Origin of the sequence: Pseudomonas sp. IT-P260, assembly GCF_949768395.1 — a bacterium.
Classification (GTDB): Bacteria; Pseudomonadota; Gammaproteobacteria; order Pseudomonadales; family Pseudomonadaceae; genus Aquipseudomonas; species Aquipseudomonas parakoreensis.
Window position 1 is genome coordinate 395,477 of record NZ_CATKPO010000022.1, and the last position, 19,379, is coordinate 414,855.

Here is a 19,379-nt window from a genome sequence, read left to right on the forward strand (position 1 = left end):
GTTCATTGATCAGTTCAGAATCTGTATTGGTCGACACGCCGCTTTCGCGAGCAGGCTCGCTCCCACAGGGAATCGGGGTGACCGCTGAATGGGCGCCCATTGAAGATCCACTGTGGGAGCGAGCCTGCTCGCGAATGGCGCGCAGCGCCAGCCATTCTCAGGAATTGGTTGGCGGCTTGCGCAACAGACTTGCCGCCATCACCCCGAGGAACACCACACTCACCAGCAACACCGCCCACAAGCCGATTTTCTTCCAGTTGGTTTCGGCCACCGCCGCTGTGGTGGCCGGGGCGGTCGGCGTGGTGACCACGTCGCCCTGCACCGTCGCCTTGCCCAGCGTCGCGAGCTTCTGCGGTTTGAAATCCGGAATCAGCGTGCTCAGCGGCAAGTTCGCGGTTTTCACCGTCGGATTGCCCAGCGCCAGGCTGTAAGGCCCGTCACCCCGTGCGAGGAAAATCACCTGGGTCGCCCGCACCGCGTACTTCAGGCTCGGTGCCTGTTCACCCAGACCGCCGCCGCGCTCGTCCACGCTCAGTTTCAACTGCTGCACGGTTTGCCCGTACAACTGTAATTCGTTTTGCACCACGTCCTGACCGTTCTGGGTCAGGCGATACAGCAAACCGTTGCTCAGGGGCTGCCACGGCAGGCTGCTTTCGCGGCGGCCCGCGAGGGTGACCGGCGCCAGACTGTTCGGTTGTTTCAACTCGACCTGCACCCGCTCGACATTCAGCCCCATCGGCAACTGCCAGGTGTACTCGCCGGATTGGGTGCTGCTGCCCGTCAACGCTTGCGACCAGACCAACGGCAGCGGCACGTTGCGTGGATCGCTGCTTTTCAATTGCACCGCAGTGAGGATGGGTGCCGAGGTGGACGCCTCCCACAGCAGACGCAGATAACGCGCGGATTGCCCCGGCAGCGTCACCTCATGCTGCTCGATGCGCTCGTCGGAAAACGTCAGGCGCGCCACCTGCCCTTCGCCCCACGCCTGCCAATGCTGCAGGTCATCACTGGCCTCGATGCTGAAGCGCTGGAAGCCGTCGCGCTCGCTGGTCCAGTCGAGGATCAACTGCTGCAGCGGCGCCTTGATCGCGCTGGCATCGAGCAGCCAGCCACGCAACACCTCTTCGCCGGCCTCCAACTGAGTTGACGGCTGCACTTCCACCAGCGTGCCGGTGGTGGTCGATTGCACGCGCACGTTCGGCGCCCGCTCGCTGGCGTCGGCGGCGTTGTACAACGGAAACCACTTCACTTCATGCAACTGCCCGTCGTCGCGGGTCTGCGCCGATTCCCGGGCCAGGGCGTAGGCCTGCGGCTCGCCAGCAGCGTTGAACACGCGCAGGTCGCTGAGATCGGTCTGGCGTGCCTGCAATTGCGCGCTCAGCGGCAGGTCGAGGCGATACCACGGGCCGTTACCGCTCACCGCCAGCGGCACCTGCGTGGCGAAGTCCGCCGGTTTTTCCTGCGCGCCGGCAGCCATCACTACGCCCAGCGCCAACCACCCCAGATTCAGCATGCGACTCAAGATGAAACTCCTTCGGTATCCGGCACGGGTTTGTCCGCCTCCGGTTCGGCTTCGACACGCTTAGGCGGCAGCGGCGCAAAGTAGCCCACCACCAACAGCAACACGCCGACGCCGATAAACGAGACGATCCGGGCGAGGCCGCCACGGTTGCTCAATTCGACAAAAATCAGTTTGGCCACCACCAGCGCAATCAGCGCCGCGCCGATCAGCCACACTTCGCGCCGGTGACGCAAATGCCCGCCGATCATCAGACCCAATGCCATCAGGGTCCAGACGATGGACAACCCGGCCTGCACCAGCATCGATTCGAGCAGCAGATCCAGCTCGAACGGGATCCCCGCCCAATGGTGAGCGGCGCGGGTCACCAGCGCGGTACAAAAGGCGAACAGCGAAACCCCGGCGACCAGTTGCGTGGCGTACTCGGCGTAATCCTTGCGCAGGGCAAACTGCGTCACCGCATGGCGCGACCACACGTACACCCCGAACAGGGCAAACAGCAGGCCCAATTCCAGCGGGTTGACCAGCGGTACGTACGGCAGCGGTTCGGCATTGCCGTCGCTGAAGCCGTTGGCCAGCCAGAACCACGCCAGCATCAGCACTGCCAACGGCGCAGCGGCATACAAACGATATTCGCGCGAGAACGCGGCCACCGGCCAAGGCCAGTTGCGTGGAGCCGCCGCCAGCAACAGATACAGGCTCGGCAGGATCGCCCAGCCGAGCCAGCGCCAGGCGTTGTATTGCTCGGACAACAGCAACAGGCCGTAACGCAATTCCAGCGCCAGCACGCCGATCAGCAGCCAGCAACCCAGCACATGCGCCGTGCTCAAGGCCCGTGCCGGCAACATCGGCGCCAGACGCCGCAAGCTGAAGAAGTGCACGATGAACACCAGCACCCACGCCAGCCAGCCGACATTTGCTGCCGGGTGATAACGCGAATGCCACGCCGCCAGCAGCACCAGCCCCGCCGCCGGAATCAGCAAGGTGCAGAGCAGACCCAGCGCCGGCCATTTCAAACGCAGCGACAACAATGTCCACAGCACCACACTCAGCGCAGCGACCAGCAGCAACAGCGGCGCCTGCAGATTCAACGGCGCAAAACGCAGCACCTCACTGACCCACGCCAACGCCCACCAACCGGCGCCCCACACCAAAAGCACTTCAGACAGACGCTGCAAACTCAACGCATCGAACGCCGAGGCATGATTGCCCAGTTGCAGGCGCCAGGCACCGACCAGCGCGGCCAGCCCCAATACCAGCGGCGTCCAGAAACCGCCATGGGCCAACGGCCGCAGACCTTCGCTGGACAGCGGCCCGAGCAACTCGGGGCCGGCCAACAAGAACGCCGCGCCGCCGATCAACTGCAACAACAGACCGAAAACAAAACTCACGCGCTGCTTGAGGTACAGGCTCAGCCAGATGATCAGCAAGCCGCTGGCCGCCCACACCGCACTCGCGGTTTGCCACGGCAGCACGAACAGCACCGCCAGATTGATCAGCACCAACCCCGCCAGCAACACCACCGACAACCCGCGCAGCAGCCGCACATCACCGCGCACCATCTCGTCCCGTGCCGCCAGCAACATCCCGGCGATCAACGCCAGACCGATCAGCGATGCGCTGAGCAACCCGCTCCACCCGGCGCTGAACACCGCCGCCGAATCCTCGCCTGCGCCTTGCAGACGTAACAGGAACAACGCACCACCCAGCAACTGCACGGCAAACGCGGTGAACAGGAACGTACGCGATTGCAGGCGCAGGCCGACAAACAGGGTCACCAATCCGGCCAAGGCCCAACTGATCGCTGTCGCCTGAACAAAGAAAAACAGCGGCGCCAGCAAATACAGGAAGGTCAGGCCCAGCGCCGCCAGCACCGGCAAACCCTGGCGCTCCCACGGCGAAGCCTGTTCCGCCGAGGCTTTGCGCAATTGATAGAAACTGAACAGCAGCGCGAGGCCGAGCATCAACGCGCCCAACGGTGCGCCGTCGAGCAGGCTGCTTTCGCCGACCCGCAGCTGACTGAGGAACGCCAGCGCCGAACCCAGTTGCAGCAACAGGGCAAACGCTCGGGCGAACGGCCGCTGCTGACGCAGGCCGAGCCAGAAAATCCCCGCGCCCTCCACTGCCCACGCTGCTGAGGTCCAGCGTGCATCGAGGCCTAGCGGGATCGCCAGACTGGCGAAAATCACCCCCAGCGCCAGACAGGTTTCACCCAGCAACAAAGCGCGACCACCCATCAGTAACCGGGCCAGGCCCATGTAGATCACGCCCAGTGCGAGTGCGCTGAACGCAGCGGCGAATTCCAGGTGCTGCACCAGCGCAAACTGCAAACCGAAGCCCACGAGCGGCGGGCCGAACAGCATTGTGCCGTCGACGTAGTCGCCCTTGCGCGCCGACCAGTGCAGCAGTGCTTCGCGATCGCCGTCTGCCGGCGCATCGGGCATGTCGAGCAACTTGCGCCGGGCAAACAACAGGCCGATGGCCAGGTACATCAGGAAGAACAGAATCAGGAACGGTTCGGTGCTCCACAGCAACTCGGGCGCATACGAACGCTGCCCCCAGGCGAAACCGATGCCGAACGTGCCAACGAATCCGATCAGGTTCAGCAGGCGCCAGGCCTTGAACCAGGCGATGGCGAGAATGCCGGCATTGAGCAACGCGAAATAGCTGAACAGCGCGACGTGATTGCCCTCCCCGGTCGAGGTCAGGATCGGCGCGGCGAACCCGCCCAATGCTGCAGCCGCCGCCAATCCCAGCGCATCCTGGGTGATGGCGAGAATGGCCGAAAACACCGTGACCGCCACCAGCAACCCCAGCGCGGCGGACGGATCAAGCAACGGATGCAGACGCATCGCCGCAAACACCGTCAGGTACAGCACCGCGATCCCGGTGCCCTGCAGAATCAGCGCGTAGCTGCTGTTGCGCCGACGCAACCACCAACCCAGCGCCAGCAGGGCCAACGCCGCCGCCGCGACGCCGGCATAACGCAATTCGATCGGCACCACCATGCCTTCGGTGGCATAGCGCAGCAGGAACGCCAGACCGAAAAACAACAGCACCACGCCGACCCGCAACACCGTGTTGCCGCCGAACAGCCAGTTGCGCGCAGCGCTGATGCCGCGCTCGATCAGGTTCGGGCCACGGGGTTCGGCCGGTTGTGTGGGGACTGCAGGCTCGTCGGTGACGGCGTCCAGACGCCAGACATCGGCCGGCAGCGGCTGGCTGGTTTCGCTGGCAACGGCAGAGATCGGTTCGAGTTCGGGCGGCAGTTCCCAGACCAGCTCAGGGGTGGCGGCGGATGCTTGTTCGGCAACGATGACGGGGTCGACGGCAGCGTCCGGCGTCGGCGCCATGCTCGGCGGCGTAGTGCGCACGCCGGCACCTTCAAGCAGGAACAGACGCTGCTCGACAGCCTGCAAGGCGACTTTGGCCTGCTCCAGTTGGCGCTGTTGTTCGGAGGCCTGCGAGCCAAGACGGGCGATGCGCAGCGTTTGCCCGATCGCCAGCCCAAGCAGTGCACCCAGCAGCGCGGCACTGAACGACTCATCGAGTAGCCAGCCGAGCAGCAGCCCGATCAACATGAACATCCATTGCATGGTCGATATCCCTAAGCAGCCCCGAGGCGGGGCAATCCCGGCAATTGCTTCAGTCTAGGCACAAACCCTGTGGGAGCGAGCCTGCTCGCGAAAGCGGTTTGTCAGCCAACATTTCTGTTTAACATGACAACCGCTTCGCGAGCAGGCTCGCTCCCACATTGGATTGGTGGTGACTGGCGCTGCCGGTAACCGGCGCTCAGTATATCGATCCGGCCCAACAAACGTTGGGCCTTGCGCACATTTGTTGCAGAAAATTACTCCAGTGCCTTCCAGATATCCGTGGCGTACTCACGAATGGTCCGGTCAGAGGAAAACCAGCCCATCCGCGCCGTGTTGAGCACTGCCGAACGCCACCAGTTGTTGGCGTCGTGCCAGTGCGCATCGACGCGTTTTTGCGCTTCCCAGTAGGAATCGAAGTCGGCGCAGACCAGGAAGCGGTCGTAGTCCACCAGCGAATCAATCAGCCCGGTATAGCGCGACGTGTCATCCGGCGAGAACACGCCACTGCGGATCGCTTGCAGCACGTCGCTCAAACGATGCGACGCGGCGATGTCCGGCGCGGCGCTGAACTCGTGGTTCTGTTTGCGCGCTTCAACCTGCTGCGCACTGAGGCCGAAGATGAACATATGCTCGGCGCCGATCTGCTCGCACATTTCCACATTGGCACCGTCGAGGGTACCGATGGTCAGCGCACCGTTGAGGCCTAACTTCATGTTACTGGTGCCCGACGCTTCGAAGCCGGCAGTGGAAATCTGCTCGGACAAGTCCGCCGCTGGAATGATGCTCTCGGCGAGGCTGACGTTGTAGTTGGGCAGGAACACCACCTTCAGCAAACCACGCACGGTCGGGTCGTTGTTCACTACCCGGGCGATGTCGTTGGTCAGCTTGATGATCAGTTTGGCCTGGTGATAACTCGCGGCCGCTTTACCGGCGAAGATCTTCACCCGCGGCACCCAGTCCACTTCCGGCTCGGCACGAATCGCCTGATACAGCGCCACCGTGTGCATCAGGTTGAGCAACTGGCGCTTGTATTCGTGGATCCGTTTGACCTGCACGTCGAACATCGCCGCCGGATTGACCGCGATCCCCAGCCGCTCGTGAATCAGGTAGGCCAGGGCCTTTTTGCTGTGCAGGCGCTGTTCGGCGAAGGCTTTGCGGAAGGCGGGTTGCTCGGCGAACGGTTCGAGGTCGAGCAAGCGCTCTTCCGGGTTATCCAGCACCTGCGGGCCGAGGGAGTCGACCAGCATCGAGGTCAGTTCGGAGTTGGCCTGGAACAACCAGCGGCGGAAGGTGATGCCGTTGGTTTTGTTGTTGATCCGCTCCGGGTAGAGCTTGTGCAGTTCGGCGAACACGGTCTTGCGCATCAATTGCGTGTGGAGCCCGGAAACGCCGTTGACGCTGTGCGAACCGAGGAACGCGAGGTTGCCCATGCGCACCCGACGACCGTTGTCTTCTTCGATCAGCGACACCGCGCGCAGCACGTCGAAATCATGAATGCCCTTGGCGCGCAGCGAGTCGATGTGCTGCGCGTTGATCAGGTAAATGATCTGCATGTGCCGCGGCAGCATGCGCTCCATCAGGCCGACCGGCCAGGTTTCCAGCGCCTCGGGCAACAGCGTGTGGTTGGTGTACGACAGTGTGTCGACGGTGACTTGCCACGCCGCATCCCAGGCCACGTCGTAGACGTCGACCAGTTGCCGCATCAGTTCAGCGACGGCAATCGAGGGGTGGGTGTCGTTGAGCTGAATCGCTGCGTGGTCGCCCAGGGTCAGCACCGAGGTGTGCATGTTGCGATGGCGACGCAGCAAATCCTGCAGCGAAGCCGCGACGAAGAAATATTCCTGACGCAGGCGCAGTTCCTGCCCCGCTTCGGTGCTGTCCGCCGGGTAAAGCACCCGGGAAATACTTTCGGCGCGGGCTACCTCAGCCACCGCGCCCAAGTGGTCACCGGCGTTGAAGCGCTCAAGGTGCAAGTCTTCCATGGCGCGGGCACGCCACAGGCGCAAGGTGTTGACGCTCGCCCCACGCCAGCCGACCACCGGCGTGTCGTAGGCAATCGCCCGTACGGTTTCTGCCGGCGACCAGACCTGTTTGGTCTTGCCACTGGCATCGGTGACGGTTTCGACGCTGCCGCCGAAGCCGATGGTGTACACCACTTCCGGACGCTCGAATTCCCACGGGTTGCCGAAATCCAGCCAGTGTTCGGTCTGCTCCTGCTGCCAGCCATCGACGATGGCCTGGCGGAACAACCCGTGTTCATAACGAATGCCGTAACCGTGCCCGGCAATGCCGAGGGTCGACATGCTTTCCATGAAGCACGCGGCCAGACGCCCGAGACCACCGTTGCCGAGCGCCGCATCGGGTTCCAGCAGGCGAATGCGTTCCAGATCGACACCCAGTTCGGTCAGCGCTTCACGGGCGACGTCGAGCAGGCCGAGGTTGCTCAGGCTGTCGTAGAGCAAACGGCCGATGAGAAATTCCAGCGAGAGGTAATACACCCGCTTCTGGCCTTTGCGGTAGATCTGCCGGGTGTGGTCCATCCAGTGTTCGACCATGTGGTCGCGTGCCGCCAGGGCAATGGCTTCGAACCAGTCATGGTCAAAGGCGTGATCCGGGTCTTTGCCCACCGCATAGGTGAGCTTGGTCAGGACGGCATCGCGGAATGCGGCCACCTCTGCTTCGCGAACTAGTGGTTCTTGAGTCATCGATAGGACCTCGAGCGAGCGGGGAATTGTCTGAGCCTAGACGGTCTGACCGACGGTAGGGGCGCAGGTTCGGCAGTTTTTCCGAAGACGGTGAGATAGCCCGGCATTACCTTGGCGAGTGGACTAATGAATGCAGGGGCCGTGCCGGACTGAATGGCATTTACACGGCGTTTGCAAAAATCTGGCGAAAGGTTGTTCAAAAATCCACCAGTCCCGGTATGATCGCGCGCCCTGATGCACACACGCCTGGTAACCCCCGATGATGAAGCCCAACCTGATTGCCGCCGCCGAGATCGACCGTCTCGATACGTGGGCCAAATATTCGGCCCCGATGTGCGGCTCTTGTGTCTCCAGCTGCTGCACCCTGCCGGTCGAGGTCAAGATCAAGGACCTGGTACGCATCGGCGTGGTCGACGAGTTCGAGCTGGGCGATCCGCCGAAGAACATCGCCAAGCGCCTGCAAAAGGAAGGGCTGGTCGAGCGCTTCAACCAGAAATCGGGGATCTTCACCCTGCAGCGCATGAGCAACAACGATTGCTACTACCTGGATCGTAAAAGCCGCCTGTGCACCATTTATGACAAGCGCCCGGACACCTGCCGCAACCACCCGAAAATCGGCCCGCGGCCAGGGTATTGCGCGTACAAGCCGAAAGAAGTCGAGCGGGTGCAGAATTCGCGGTCGATCGAGAAGTTCTGACCTTTCCTGAAATTTGTGGTGGCTGATCCGCCGCCTTCGCGAGCAGGCTCGCTCCCACATGGGAATGTGTTCCCCCGTGGGAGCGAGCCCGCTCGCGAAGGGGCCAACACAAACCCCGGACAAAGCCCAGACAAACAAAAACGCCCCCGGTCTCGCGACCGGGGGCGTTTTTTTCAAGCTCGGGCTGAATTACGCCTTGGCTTTCTTGGCAGCGCGGGTACGCTCGCTTTCGTCCAGGATCTTCTTGCGAAGACGGATGGACTTAGGAGTGACTTCGCACAGCTCGTCTTCCTGGATGTATTCCAGAGCCTGTTCCAGAGTGAAGCGAACAGGTGGTACCAGAGCGATGGTTTCGTCTTTACCCGAAGCACGCATGTTGTCGAGCTTCTTGCCTTTGGTTGGGTTCACACCTAGGTCGTTGTCGCGGCTGTTCTGACCAACGATTTGACCGTTGTAGATCTCCTGGCCGTGTTCTACGAACAGCTTGCCACGAGCCTGCAGGGTTTCCAGCGAGTAGGTCAGTGCCTTGCCGGTTTCAACCGAAACCAGAACGCCGTTCTGACGGCCGGACATGTGGCCCGACTTCACTGGCGCGTAACGGTCGAAGATCGAGGTCAGGATGCCAGCACCGTTGGTCAGGGTCAGGAACTGGTTACGGAAACCGATCAGACCGCGAGCAGGGATGTTGTATTCCAGACGAACACGGCCCTTGCCATCCGGCACCATGTTGCTCAGGTCGCCTTTACGCAGACCCATCTCTTCCATGACCTTGCCCTGGGATTCTTCAGGGATGTCGATGGTGACGTTTTCGAACGGTTCCTGCTTCACGCCGTCAACTTCACGGATGATCACTTCAGGACGGCCCAGGGCCAACTCGAAGCCTTCGCGACGCATGGTTTCGATCAGTACCGAGAGGTGCAGTTCACCACGGCCGGAAACCTTGAACTTGTCAGCCGAGTCGCCTTCTTCAACGCGCAGTGCAACGTTGTACAGCAGCTCTTTGTCCAGACGATCCTTGATGTTACGGGAGGTCACGAACTTGCCTTCTTTACCGCAGAATGGCGAATCGTTTACCTGGAAGGTCATGGAAACGGTTGGCTCGTCAACGGTCAGCGGCTTCATCGCCTCGACGGTGTTGATGTCGCACAGGGTGTCGGAGATGAACAGCTCGTCGAAGCCGCTGATGCAGACGATGTCGCCGGCTGCTGCTTCTTCAACGTCAATGCGGTGCAGACCGTGGTGACCCATCAGCTTCAGGATACGACCGTTGCGGCGCTTGCCGTCGGCGCTGATTGCGACAACCGGAGTGTTCGGCTTGACGCGACCACGAGCGATACGGCCAACACCGATAACACCCAGGAAGCTGTTGTAGTCCAGAGCGGAGATCTGCATCTGGAACGGACCGTCACGGTCAACAGCCGGAGGCGGAACGTGGTCGACCACTGCCTGGTACAGCGCAGTCATGTCTTCGCCCATGGCGGTGTGGTCCAGACCGGCGATGCCGTTCAGGGCCGAAGCGTAAACAACCTGGAAGTCCAGTTGTTCTTCGGTCGCACCGAGGTTGTCGAACAGGTCGAAGATCTGGTCCAGAACCCAGTCCGGACGCGCGCCTGGACGGTCAACCTTGTTGATCACCACGATTGGACGCAGGCCGGCTTCGAACGCCTTCTTGGTCACGAAACGGGTTTGCGGCATAGGGCCGTCTTGAGCGTCAACCAGCAGCAGAACGGAGTCAACCATCGACATTACGCGTTCTACTTCGCCGCCGAAGTCGGCGTGGCCCGGGGTGTCCACGATGTTGATGTGGTAGCCGTTCCAGTTGATGGCGGTGTTTTTCGCCAGGATGGTAATACCGCGCTCTTTTTCCTGGTCGTTGGAGTCCATCACGCGCTCGTCGTTGAGCTCGTTGCGCTCCAGGGTGCCGGATTGACGCAGGAGTTTGTCTACCAGGGTGGTCTTACCATGGTCAACGTGGGCAATGATGGCGATGTTACGTAGATTTTCGATCACTTGTGTATCTCGATCAGAGGATTCGGTTTGCTGACAAGTCTTGGCAGCGATTAACAGTAGTGTCCGGCATGGCCGTTACAGCTTGACGGCGGTGTCGGGGGGCCGGTGACGCAGGCCACAGGCAAACAGCCCCGGGCACTTAGCTCGGTCGATAAACGCGCACATTGGCATGCCCCTCACTGAGCAAATGGTGAGCATGCAGGCGACTCATCACGCCTTTGTCGCAATACAGCAGGTACTGGCGAGTCGGATCCAGCTCCTTGAAACGAGCGTTCACTGCGTAGAACGGCATCGTCTGTACTTCTATGCCGGCGAGTTCCAGCGGGTCATCCTCGGCCGCATCCGGGTGACGGATGTCGATGACGATCTGACCGGCCAGCGCTTCGCCGACTTCTTCGATCTGCAAGTCCTGGCCCAATTCGTCGATCACTCGATCGATCGGCACCAGTTTGGCGTTTTCGAGCGCACGCTCGAGGACCGCCATGTCGAATTCTTTCTCTTCGTGCTCAACACGGTGGCGCTTGGCGGCGGTCTTCGGATTGACCGAGATGACCCCGCAGTACTCCGGCATGTGCCGGGCGAAATCGGCGGTGCCGATCTCGATGGCCGTGTCGATGATGTCCTGCTTGTGCGCGACGATCAGCGGGCGCAGGACCAGTTTGTCGGTCACGCAGTCGATCACCGACAGGTTCGGCAGCGTCTGGCTCGATACCTGGGAAATCGCTTCGCCGGTGACCAGCGCGTCGATGTGCAGCCGGTCGGCGATGGCCGACGATGCGCGCAACATCATACGCTTCAATACGACGCCCATATGACTGTTATCGACTTTGCCGAGAATTTCGCCCAACACTTCTTCGAACGGAACACTGACAAATAGCACGCGTTGCGAGCTGCCGTACTTCTTCCAGATGAAATGCGCGACTTCCATCACGCCCAATTCGTGGGCACGTCCGCCCAGATTGAAGAAGCAGAAATGCGCCATCAGGCCGCGGCGCATGATCTGGTACGCGGCAACCGTCGAGTCAAAGCCGCCGGACATCAATACCAGCGTCTGCTCCAGGGCGCCGAGCGGGTAACCGCCGATGCCATTGTGCTGGCTGTGGATGACAAACAACCGTTGGTCGCGAACTTCGATGCGAACTTCGATTTCCGGATCTTTGAGGTCGATTCCGGCCGCCCCGCACTCGCGACGCAGCTTGCTGCCGACGTATTTTTCGACGTCCATCGAGCTGAACGGATGCTTGCCTGCACGCTTGCAGCGCACCGAGAAAATCTTCCCGGCCAGCACATCGCCGTAGTGCTGTTTGCACTTCTCGGTGATGTCGTCGAAGTCGCCCAGCGGGTATTCGTCGATCTGCAGAAAGTGCGCGACACCCGGGGTGCAGGTCAGGCGCTCACCCATCTCTTTCAAGGCTTTGGGGTCGGTAACGCGGGTTTCCAGCTCGAGATTGTCCCACACACCGTTCACCACCACGGCCGGGTCCAGATCGCGGAGCACGGCGCGGATGTTCTTGGCCAGCTGGCGGATGAAACGCATCCGGACAGGGCGGCTTTTGATGGTGATCTCGGGGAAGACTTTTACGATTAGTTTCATGAAAACAGCGCGCGCAGGGCCAGCCGAAAAAGGGGGGCGCGGATTATAGCGGAAATTGCTCAAGGTTTAACCAGTTAATATGCAGAAGGTTTCACTTGCACCAAAACGGGTCATTTCTGATTTGAAGCGCTACATTAAGGGGCGACAATTTCGCCTTTATGGCGCTTTCTTGCTTTGAAAGCGTGAAATTGGGGCAAAAAACCCATGCTGGGGCACTGGCATGCAATTTGCTCCCTTGTGAGGCAGGTTGCCTTGGCAGAGTATCTGCGCCGGCATCACCCAAATTAAGGGCATCCACTACCAAGCCCTAAGCCACCCGGAGGACACTATGTCGAAGTCGGTTCAACTCATCAAAGATCATGACGTCAAGTGGATTGATCTGCGCTTCACGGACACCAAAGGCACTCAGCACCACGTGACCATGCCGGCTCGCGATGCGCTGGAAGACGACTTCTTCGAAGTCGGCAAGATGTTCGACGGTTCCTCCATCGCTGGCTGGAAAGGCATCGAAGCCTCCGACATGATCCTGCTGCCGGACGACGACACTGCCGTTCTCGACCCGTTCACCGAAGACGCGACCCTGATCCTGGTTTGCGACATCATCGAACCTTCGACCATGCAAGGTTACGATCGCGACCCGCGCGCCATTGCGCACCGCGCCGAGGAATACCTGAAGACCACCGGTATCGGTGACACCGTCTTCGCCGGTCCAGAACCAGAATTCTTCATCTTCGACGAAGTGAAGTTCAAGTCCGACATCTCCGGCTCGATGTTCAAGATCTACTCCGAGCAAGGTTCGTGGATGTCCGACCAGGACATCGAAGGCGGCAACAAAGGCCACCGTCCTGGTATCAAAGGCGGCTACTTCCCGGTTCCGCCGTTCGACCACGACCACGAAATCCGTACTGCCATGTGCAACGCACTGGAAGAGATGGGCCAGACCGTTGAAGTTCACCACCACGAAGTGGCGACTGCCGGTCAGAACGAAATCGGTGTCAAGTTCAACACCCTGGTGAAAAAAGCTGACGAAGTTCAGACCCTGAAATACGTTGTCCACAACGTTGCCGACGCTTACGGCCGCACTGCGACCTTCATGCCGAAGCCACTGTACGGCGACAACGGCTCGGGCATGCACGTACACATGTCCATCGCCAAAGACGGCAAGAACACCTTCGCTGGCGAAGGCTATGCCGGCCTGTCCGAAACCGCCCTGTACTTCATCGGCGGTATCATCAAGCACGGTAAGGCCCTGAACGGCTTCACCAACCCGGCCACCAACTCCTACAAGCGTCTGGTGCCAGGTTTCGAAGCACCGGTGATGCTGGCCTACTCGGCTCGCAACCGTTCCGCCTCGATCCGTATTCCGTACGTCAACAGCCCGCGCGGCCGTCGTATCGAAGCTCGCTTCCCGGATCCGGCTGCCAACCCGTACCTGGCTTTCGCAGCACTGCTGATGGCCGGTCTGGACGGCATCCAGAACAAGATCCACCCAGGCGATGCCGCTGACAAAAACCTGTACGACCTGCCGCCTGAAGAGGCGAAAGAGATCCCACAAGTTTGCGGCAGCCTGAAAGAAGCCCTGGAAGAGCTGGACAAGGGCCGTGCGTTCCTGACCAAGGGCGGCGTATTCTCCGACGACTTCATCGACGCTTACATCGCGCTGAAATCCGAAGAAGAAATCAAGGTCCGTACCTTCGTACACCCACTGGAATATGAGCTGTACTACAGCTGCTGATCCGGTAGCGCTGCGTGACAAAAGAGGCCTCCTTCGGGAGGCCTTTTTATTGCCCACGATTTATGGAGCTACACAAATCCCCTGTGGGAGCGAGCCTGCTCGCTCCCACAGGGGATTTTGGCGTCTGAATGATCTCCGGATATGTCCCGGGCTGGGCCAACCGCCGCACCCTGGCCTATGCTGCACCCCATCGCTTTCTTTCCCGGTCGATTTCATGGGTCGCACCTTTCTCTACATTCTGCTGCTGATCGCCTTTCCCGCCGCCGCGCAGATCTACAAGTACACCGACGCCAACGGCAACACGGTCTACAGCGATCACTCGCCGGATGGCGTCAAAGCGCAACCGCTTGAGTTGCCGCCACTTAACAGCGTCGAGCCGCAAGCATCGGGCTCAGCGACGCCCGCCAGCACCGACAACCGACCACCTGCACGCAGCGCCTACGAGGTGCTGGAGCTGACCGGCCTGCCCAGCGAAGAAGCGCTGCGCGCCAACAACGGCACCTTCACTGTCAATGTGCTGATCAAGCCGCGCCTGCAGGCGCCGCACCAATTAAGGCTGGTGCTGGACGACACACCTTACGGCCAGCCGAGCAACGTGCCGATCCTGCAATTGGTGAATGTCGATCGCGGCGAGCATCATCTCGCGGTGCAGGTGATCAACGGCGAAGCGATCATCCAGCAGAGTCCGGGGGTGGTGTTCACCGTGCAGCGGGTGCACAAGCCATGAGGATTTTCTGGATGATCCTGTGGCTGTTGGCCCTGCCCGTATCGGCGGAGGTCTTCACCTACGTCGATGCGCAGGGTAATCGCGTCTACACCGATCAGCCGCGCGGCAACGCCAAGCGCGTACCTGTCGCGACCAGCAATCGCATGTCGGCCAACCCCACGACTGCAGCACCGATCAGCACTGCAAAAAAGGTCGCAGAACAACCGCTGTTCCACTACGACATGCTGCGCATCCTGATCCCCGAGCCGGACGCGACCCTTCGCAGCAGCGCGGGCGAGGTGATCGTCAGCGTCACCAGCGAACCGGGTCTACAGCAGGGTCACCGCTATCGCCTGCTGCTGGACGGACAAGCCACTGGCGAGCCGGGCCTGAGTCCTGTTTTCCCGCTGAGCAACATTGATCGCGGCAGCCATAACCTGTCAGTGGAAATCCTCGATGAGCAGGGTCGCACCGTCGAACGCACCGCCAACCAGCCGTTCCACATGCTGCGCATCTCGCTGGCACAGAAACGCCAGGTCAAACCCTGCGTCAGCGAGGACTACGGCGTGCGCCCGGAATGCCCATTGAAAGACAAACCCGCCGAAGAAAAAAATCCCTTCCTGCGCTTCTTCTAACGCTGTTCAGCTTTGCGCACTATATTGGTGCACAAGACTGCACCGTACTCACATTTCAACCCAATTTGGTTCGAAACTTCCCGCCCTGAGCACATTGGCGCCACGCAAGCGAGCGTCAAACGCCTGTTTCAGGGGACGAACGCTTCTTTTCGGAGCCTTGGTTTGGTTTTTGCATTTTCCGTGTAACGACGCCTGCTTCTTGCGCACGCTCCGCCCCCAAAAGAGGCTCCGATGACTATTAGCGACGCAATCCACCGTTTGCTGCTCGACAACCTGACCACCGCTACCATCCTGCTCGACGCGGAATTGCGCCTTGAGTACATGAACCCGGCGGCCGAGATGCTGCTGGCCATCAGCGGCCAGCGTAGCCATGGGCAGTTCATCAGCGAGTTGTTCACCGAGTCCACCGAGGCGCTCAACTCGCTGCGTCAGGCGGTCGAACAAGCACACCCGTTCACCAAGCGCGAAGCAATGCTCACCGCCCTCACCGGCCAGACCCTGACCGTGGACTACGCTGTGACGCCGATCCTCAGCAACGGCGCAACCATGCTCTTGCTGGAAGTGCACCCGCGTGACCGCCTGCTGCGGATCACCAAGGAAGAGGCGCAGTTGTCCAAGCAGGAAACCAGCAAAATGCTGGTGCGTGGCCTGGCCCATGAGATCAAGAATCCGCTCGGCGGCATCCGTGGCGCCGCGCAATTGCTGGCCCGCGAGTTGCCGGAAGACAGCCTGCGCGACTACACCAACGTGATCATCGAAGAGGCCGACCGCCTGCGTAATCTGGTCGACCGTATGCTCGGCTCGAACAAGCTGCCGTCGCTGGCGCTGTGCAACGTCCACGAAGTGCTCGAACGCGTCTGCCAACTGGTCGAGGCGGAAAGCCAGGGTTGCATCACCTTGGTGCGCGACTACGACCCGAGCATTCCCGACGTATTGATCGACCGCGAACAAATGATTCAGGCCGTGCTGAACATCGTGCGCAACGCGATGCAGGCGATCAGCAGCCAGAACGAGCTGCGTCTGGGGCGCATCAGCCTGCGCACCCGGACCATGCGCCAGTTCACCATCGGCCACGTCCGCCATCGCCTGGTGACCAAGATCGAGATCATCGACAACGGCCCGGGGATCCCGGCGGAACTCCAGGAAACCATCTTCTTTCCCATGGTCAGCGGCCGCCCGGACGGTACCGGGCTGGGCCTGGCCATCACCCAGAACATCATCAGCCAGCACCAGGGCCTGATCGAGTGTGACAGCCACCCCGGCCACACCACGTTCTCGATCTTTCTGCCACTGGAACAAGGAGCCACATCGACATGAGCCGTAGTGAAACCGTGTGGATCGTCGATGACGACCGTTCTATCCGTTGGGTTCTGGAAAAAGCCTTGCAGCAGGAAGGCATGACCACGCAGAGCTTCGACAGCGCCGATGGCGTGATGAGTCGCCTGGCCCGTCAGCAGCCTGATGTGATCATTTCCGACATCCGCATGCCGGGCGCCAGTGGCCTCGATCTGCTGGCGCGCATCCGCGAACAGCACCCACGGTTGCCGGTCATCATCATGACCGCTCACTCCGACCTGGACAGCGCCGTCGCCTCCTATCAGGGCGGCGCGTTCGAGTACCTGCCCAAGCCGTTCGACGTTGACGAGGCGGTGTCGCTGGTCAAGCGCGCCAATCAGCATGCGCAGGAACAGCAAGGCCTGGAAGTGGTACCCGCGCTGACCCGCACCCCGGAAATCATCGGTGAAGCACCGGCGATGCAGGAAGTGTTTCGCGCCATCGGCCGCTTGAGCCACTCCAACATCACGGTGTTGATCAACGGCGAATCCGGCACCGGTAAAGAACTGGTGGCCCACGCCCTGCATCGCCACAGCCCGCGCGCGGCCTCGCCGTTCATCGCGCTGAACATGGCGGCGATCCCCAAAGACCTGATGGAATCCGAGCTGTTCGGCCACGAGAAAGGCGCGTTTACCGGCGCGGCCAACCTGCGCCGTGGACGTTTCGAACAGGCGGACGGCGGCACGCTGTTCCTTGATGAAATCGGCGACATGCCAGCCGATACCCAGACCCGTTTGCTGCGGGTGCTGGCCGACGGCGAGTTCTATCGCGTTGGCGGGCATGTGCCGGTCAAGGTCGATGTGCGGATCATTGCCGCGACCCACCAGAACCTGGAAACCCTGGTGCACGCCGGCAAATTCCGTGAGGACTTGTTCCACCGCCTCAACGTGATCCGCATCCATATTCCGCGCCTGTCGGACCGTCGCGAAGACATCCCGACCCTGGCCAAACACTTCCTCAGCCGCGCCGCGCAAGAACTGGCGGTGGAGCCGAAGCTGCTGAAAAGCGAGACCGAGGAATACCTGAAGAACCTGCCATGGCCGGGCAACGTGCGGCAGTTGGAGAACACCTGCCGCTGGATCACCGTGATGGCCTCCGGTCGCGAAGTGCACATCAGTGACCTGCCGCCGGAACTGCTGAGCCTGCCACAGGACTCGGCGCCAGTGACCAACTGGGAGCAGGCGCTGCGTCAGTGGGCCGATCAAGCCTTGGCCCGTGGCCAGTCGAGCCTGCTCGACAGCGCAGTGCCGGCTTTCGAACGGATCATGATCGAGACCGCGCTGAAGCACACGGCCGGACGCCGGCGTGATGCGGCGGTATTGCTCGGCTGGGGGCGTAATACCCTGACCCGCAAGATCAAAGAATTGGGGATGAAAGTGGACGGTGGGGATGATGATGAGGGGGATGAGGGTTAAGCCCCTCCTCTAATCGTCCGCGAAAAGATCGCAGCCTTCGGCAACTCCTGCAGAGAACGCATATCCCTGTAGGAGCTGCCGAAGGCTGCGATCTTTTTTTGTGTGCACCGCCACAAGGCACGGCGAACCGCAATTGGGCATAACTCACTGATCAAAAAAACACCATCCAGGTTCAAAGCTCCAGCCACGCAGAAGCATCAAAGCCCAGATTTACGGGGCTTTCGCGCATCTGAAGCTTTTTTCTGTTTCGAAATACTAAAACTGGCACGCCGCCTGCAATATCCCTCACAGGTGATTCGATTCACCAACCGTTTCGGGGGCCTTGGTACAGGCAGGCCGGGGATTCCCCTCTTTACACCGGGTTCAAACCGCAACGCGGCGAACCCACCCTTTTGGGATCCTTGGTACAGGCAGGCCGGGGGTTCCCTCTTTACACCGGACCGACGCTCTCAGCGAAGTCCACCCCGTTTTGGGAACCCTGGTACAGGCAGGCCGGGGATTCCCGCTTTTATTGCTCCCGGAGATGGATCTCCAGCCGCCAGCGGTCATCGACCTTGCTCCCGGCCCATTCCCCTTGCAGCGGCCGCGCCGCCAGCAGTGTCAACAACAGCCCACCGTCACTCACTCGCGTACGCCAGTTGACGTCCTTGCCGTTGAGTTTCAACTGACCTTTCTGCGCGCGGCCTTCAGCCTGAAACAACAAGGCCACGGTACCGTCGATGATCTCGCCGTGCAGCTTCGGCTCATTGTTGAACCACACCACCAGGCCGTCAGCGGTCACGTCGACCTGCTGCAGCACGCTGGGGTCCGGCGTGGTCAGGCGGCCGATCATCAAACCGACCATCAAGCCGAAAATCGCCAGCGAACCGATCACCCGCGGGAATAGTTTCGAACGCGGGTCGGCTGGCGGCGTAGAATGCGCGTCATCTTTACCTTCGGAGCCGTGCATGTTTCACGTCATCCTTTTTCAACCAGAAATTCCGCCGAACACCGGCAACGTTATCAGGCTGTGCGCCAACAGTGGCTGCCACCTGCATTTGATCGAACCGCTGGGTTTCGAGATGGACGACAAGCGCTTGCGCCGGGCCGGTCTCGACTACCACGAATATGCCACGTTGCAGCGCCACGCCGACCTCGCCAGTTGCCTGGAGAGCCTCGGCCACCCACGGTTGTTCGCGTTCACCACCAAGGGCTCGCGGCCGTTTCACGATGCCGCGTTCGTCCCGGGCGATGCGTTCATCTTCGGCCCGGAAAGCCGTGGCCTGCCGCCGGAAGTGCTCGACGCCCTGCCCGCCGAACAGCGCCTGCGCCTGCCGATGCGTGAAGGCTGCCGCAGTCTGAACCTGTCCAACACCGTGGCGGTGGCCGTGTACGAAGCGTGGCGGCAGAACGACTTCAAATAACATGCAAAACAACTGTGGGAGCGAGCCTG

13 protein-coding genes are annotated in these 19,379 nt (G+C 61.1%); 7 read left to right on the forward strand and 6 right to left on the reverse strand.

Annotation, left to right across the window (positions count from 1 at the left end):
- Positions 1 to 157: 157 nt before the first annotated feature.
- The 3 genes from ACM6HV_RS12545 to ACM6HV_RS12555 all read right to left on the reverse strand — a co-directional run bounded on the left by ACM6HV_RS12545 (position 158) and on the right by ACM6HV_RS12555 (position 7,820).
- Positions 158 to 1,522 carry a DUF3999 domain-containing protein gene (locus ACM6HV_RS12545; RefSeq protein WP_145595923.1) on the reverse strand — a complete coding sequence of 455 codons (1,365 nt, stop codon included), beginning with the start codon at positions 1,520 to 1,522 and terminating at the stop codon, positions 158 to 160.
- On the reverse strand, positions 1,519 to 5,115 hold the full coding sequence (locus ACM6HV_RS12550; protein ID WP_414904322.1) for a DUF2339 domain-containing protein: 3,597 nt from the start codon (positions 5,113 to 5,115) through the stop codon (positions 1,519 to 1,521). Before ACM6HV_RS12550 ends, ACM6HV_RS12545 begins: the two co-directional genes overlap by 4 nt.
- A 254-nt stretch (positions 5,116 to 5,369) precedes the next feature.
- A complete protein-coding gene (locus ACM6HV_RS12555; RefSeq protein ID WP_414904323.1) occupies positions 5,370 to 7,820 on the reverse strand; it encodes a glycogen/starch/alpha-glucan phosphorylase in 2,451 nt (816 codons plus the stop codon).
- Between the two features lie 259 nt (positions 7,821 to 8,079).
- Here ACM6HV_RS12555 and ACM6HV_RS12560 point away from each other — a divergent pair, with 259 nt between their 5' ends.
- Entirely contained in the window at positions 8,080 to 8,517 is a 438-nt protein-coding gene (locus ACM6HV_RS12560) for a YkgJ family cysteine cluster protein (protein WP_007961740.1), read from the forward strand.
- A gap of 189 nt (positions 8,518 to 8,706) precedes the next feature.
- Here ACM6HV_RS12560 and typA read toward each other — a convergent pair whose 3' ends face one another.
- Both typA and thiI read right to left on the reverse strand, forming a co-directional pair.
- Positions 8,707 to 10,527 (reverse strand): translational GTPase TypA, encoded by a 1,821-nt coding sequence (gene typA / locus ACM6HV_RS12565; RefSeq protein WP_007961739.1) that lies wholly within the window; start codon positions 10,525 to 10,527, stop codon positions 8,707 to 8,709.
- A gap of 139 nt (positions 10,528 to 10,666) precedes the next feature.
- Positions 10,667 to 12,121 (reverse strand): tRNA uracil 4-sulfurtransferase ThiI, encoded by a 1,455-nt coding sequence (gene thiI, locus ACM6HV_RS12570; protein WP_414904324.1) that lies wholly within the window; start codon positions 12,119 to 12,121, stop codon positions 10,667 to 10,669.
- Positions 12,122 to 12,449: 328 nt separating this feature from the next.
- Between thiI and glnA the strand changes: the two genes are divergently transcribed.
- From glnA to ntrC, 5 genes are all read left to right on the forward strand, one after another.
- Complete coding sequence (glnA, locus tag ACM6HV_RS12575; RefSeq protein ID WP_003220788.1) at positions 12,450 to 13,856, forward strand: glutamate--ammonia ligase; 1,407 nt, start codon at positions 12,450 to 12,452, stop codon at positions 13,854 to 13,856.
- A 214-nt stretch (positions 13,857 to 14,070) separates the two neighbouring features.
- Positions 14,071 to 14,583: a DUF4124 domain-containing protein gene (locus ACM6HV_RS12580; RefSeq protein ID WP_414904325.1), complete on the forward strand. Its 513-nt coding sequence runs from the start codon at positions 14,071 to 14,073 to the stop codon at positions 14,581 to 14,583.
- Entirely contained in the window at positions 14,580 to 15,197 is a 618-nt protein-coding gene (locus ACM6HV_RS12585; protein ID WP_414904326.1) for a DUF4124 domain-containing protein, read from the forward strand. The genes ACM6HV_RS12580 and ACM6HV_RS12585 overlap by 4 nt, the downstream gene beginning before the upstream one ends.
- Positions 15,198 to 15,428: 231 nt before the next feature.
- The gene (gene glnL / locus ACM6HV_RS12590) at positions 15,429 to 16,514 is read left to right on the forward strand and encodes a nitrogen regulation protein NR(II) (RefSeq protein WP_007961730.1); all 1,086 of its coding nucleotides are present in this window, start codon (positions 15,429 to 15,431) and stop codon (positions 16,512 to 16,514) included.
- Positions 16,511 to 17,947, forward strand: a complete 1,437-nt coding sequence (gene ntrC, locus ACM6HV_RS12595; RefSeq protein ID WP_007961729.1) for a nitrogen regulation protein NR(I) — start codon at positions 16,511 to 16,513, stop codon at positions 17,945 to 17,947. Before glnL ends, ntrC begins: the two co-directional genes overlap by 4 nt.
- 508 nt (positions 17,948 to 18,455) lie before the next feature.
- Here the strand turns inward: ntrC and ACM6HV_RS12600 are convergent.
- Complete coding sequence (locus ACM6HV_RS12600) at positions 18,456 to 18,896, reverse strand: hypothetical protein (protein WP_414904327.1); 441 nt, start codon at positions 18,894 to 18,896, stop codon at positions 18,456 to 18,458.
- Here ACM6HV_RS12600 and ACM6HV_RS12605 point away from each other — a divergent pair.
- Complete coding sequence (locus tag ACM6HV_RS12605; RefSeq protein WP_041071426.1) at positions 18,895 to 19,350, forward strand: tRNA (cytidine(34)-2'-O)-methyltransferase; 456 nt, start codon at positions 18,895 to 18,897, stop codon at positions 19,348 to 19,350. The two genes, ACM6HV_RS12600 and ACM6HV_RS12605, sit on opposite strands and share 2 nt — an antisense overlap.
- Positions 19,351 to 19,379: the final 29 nt, after the last annotated feature.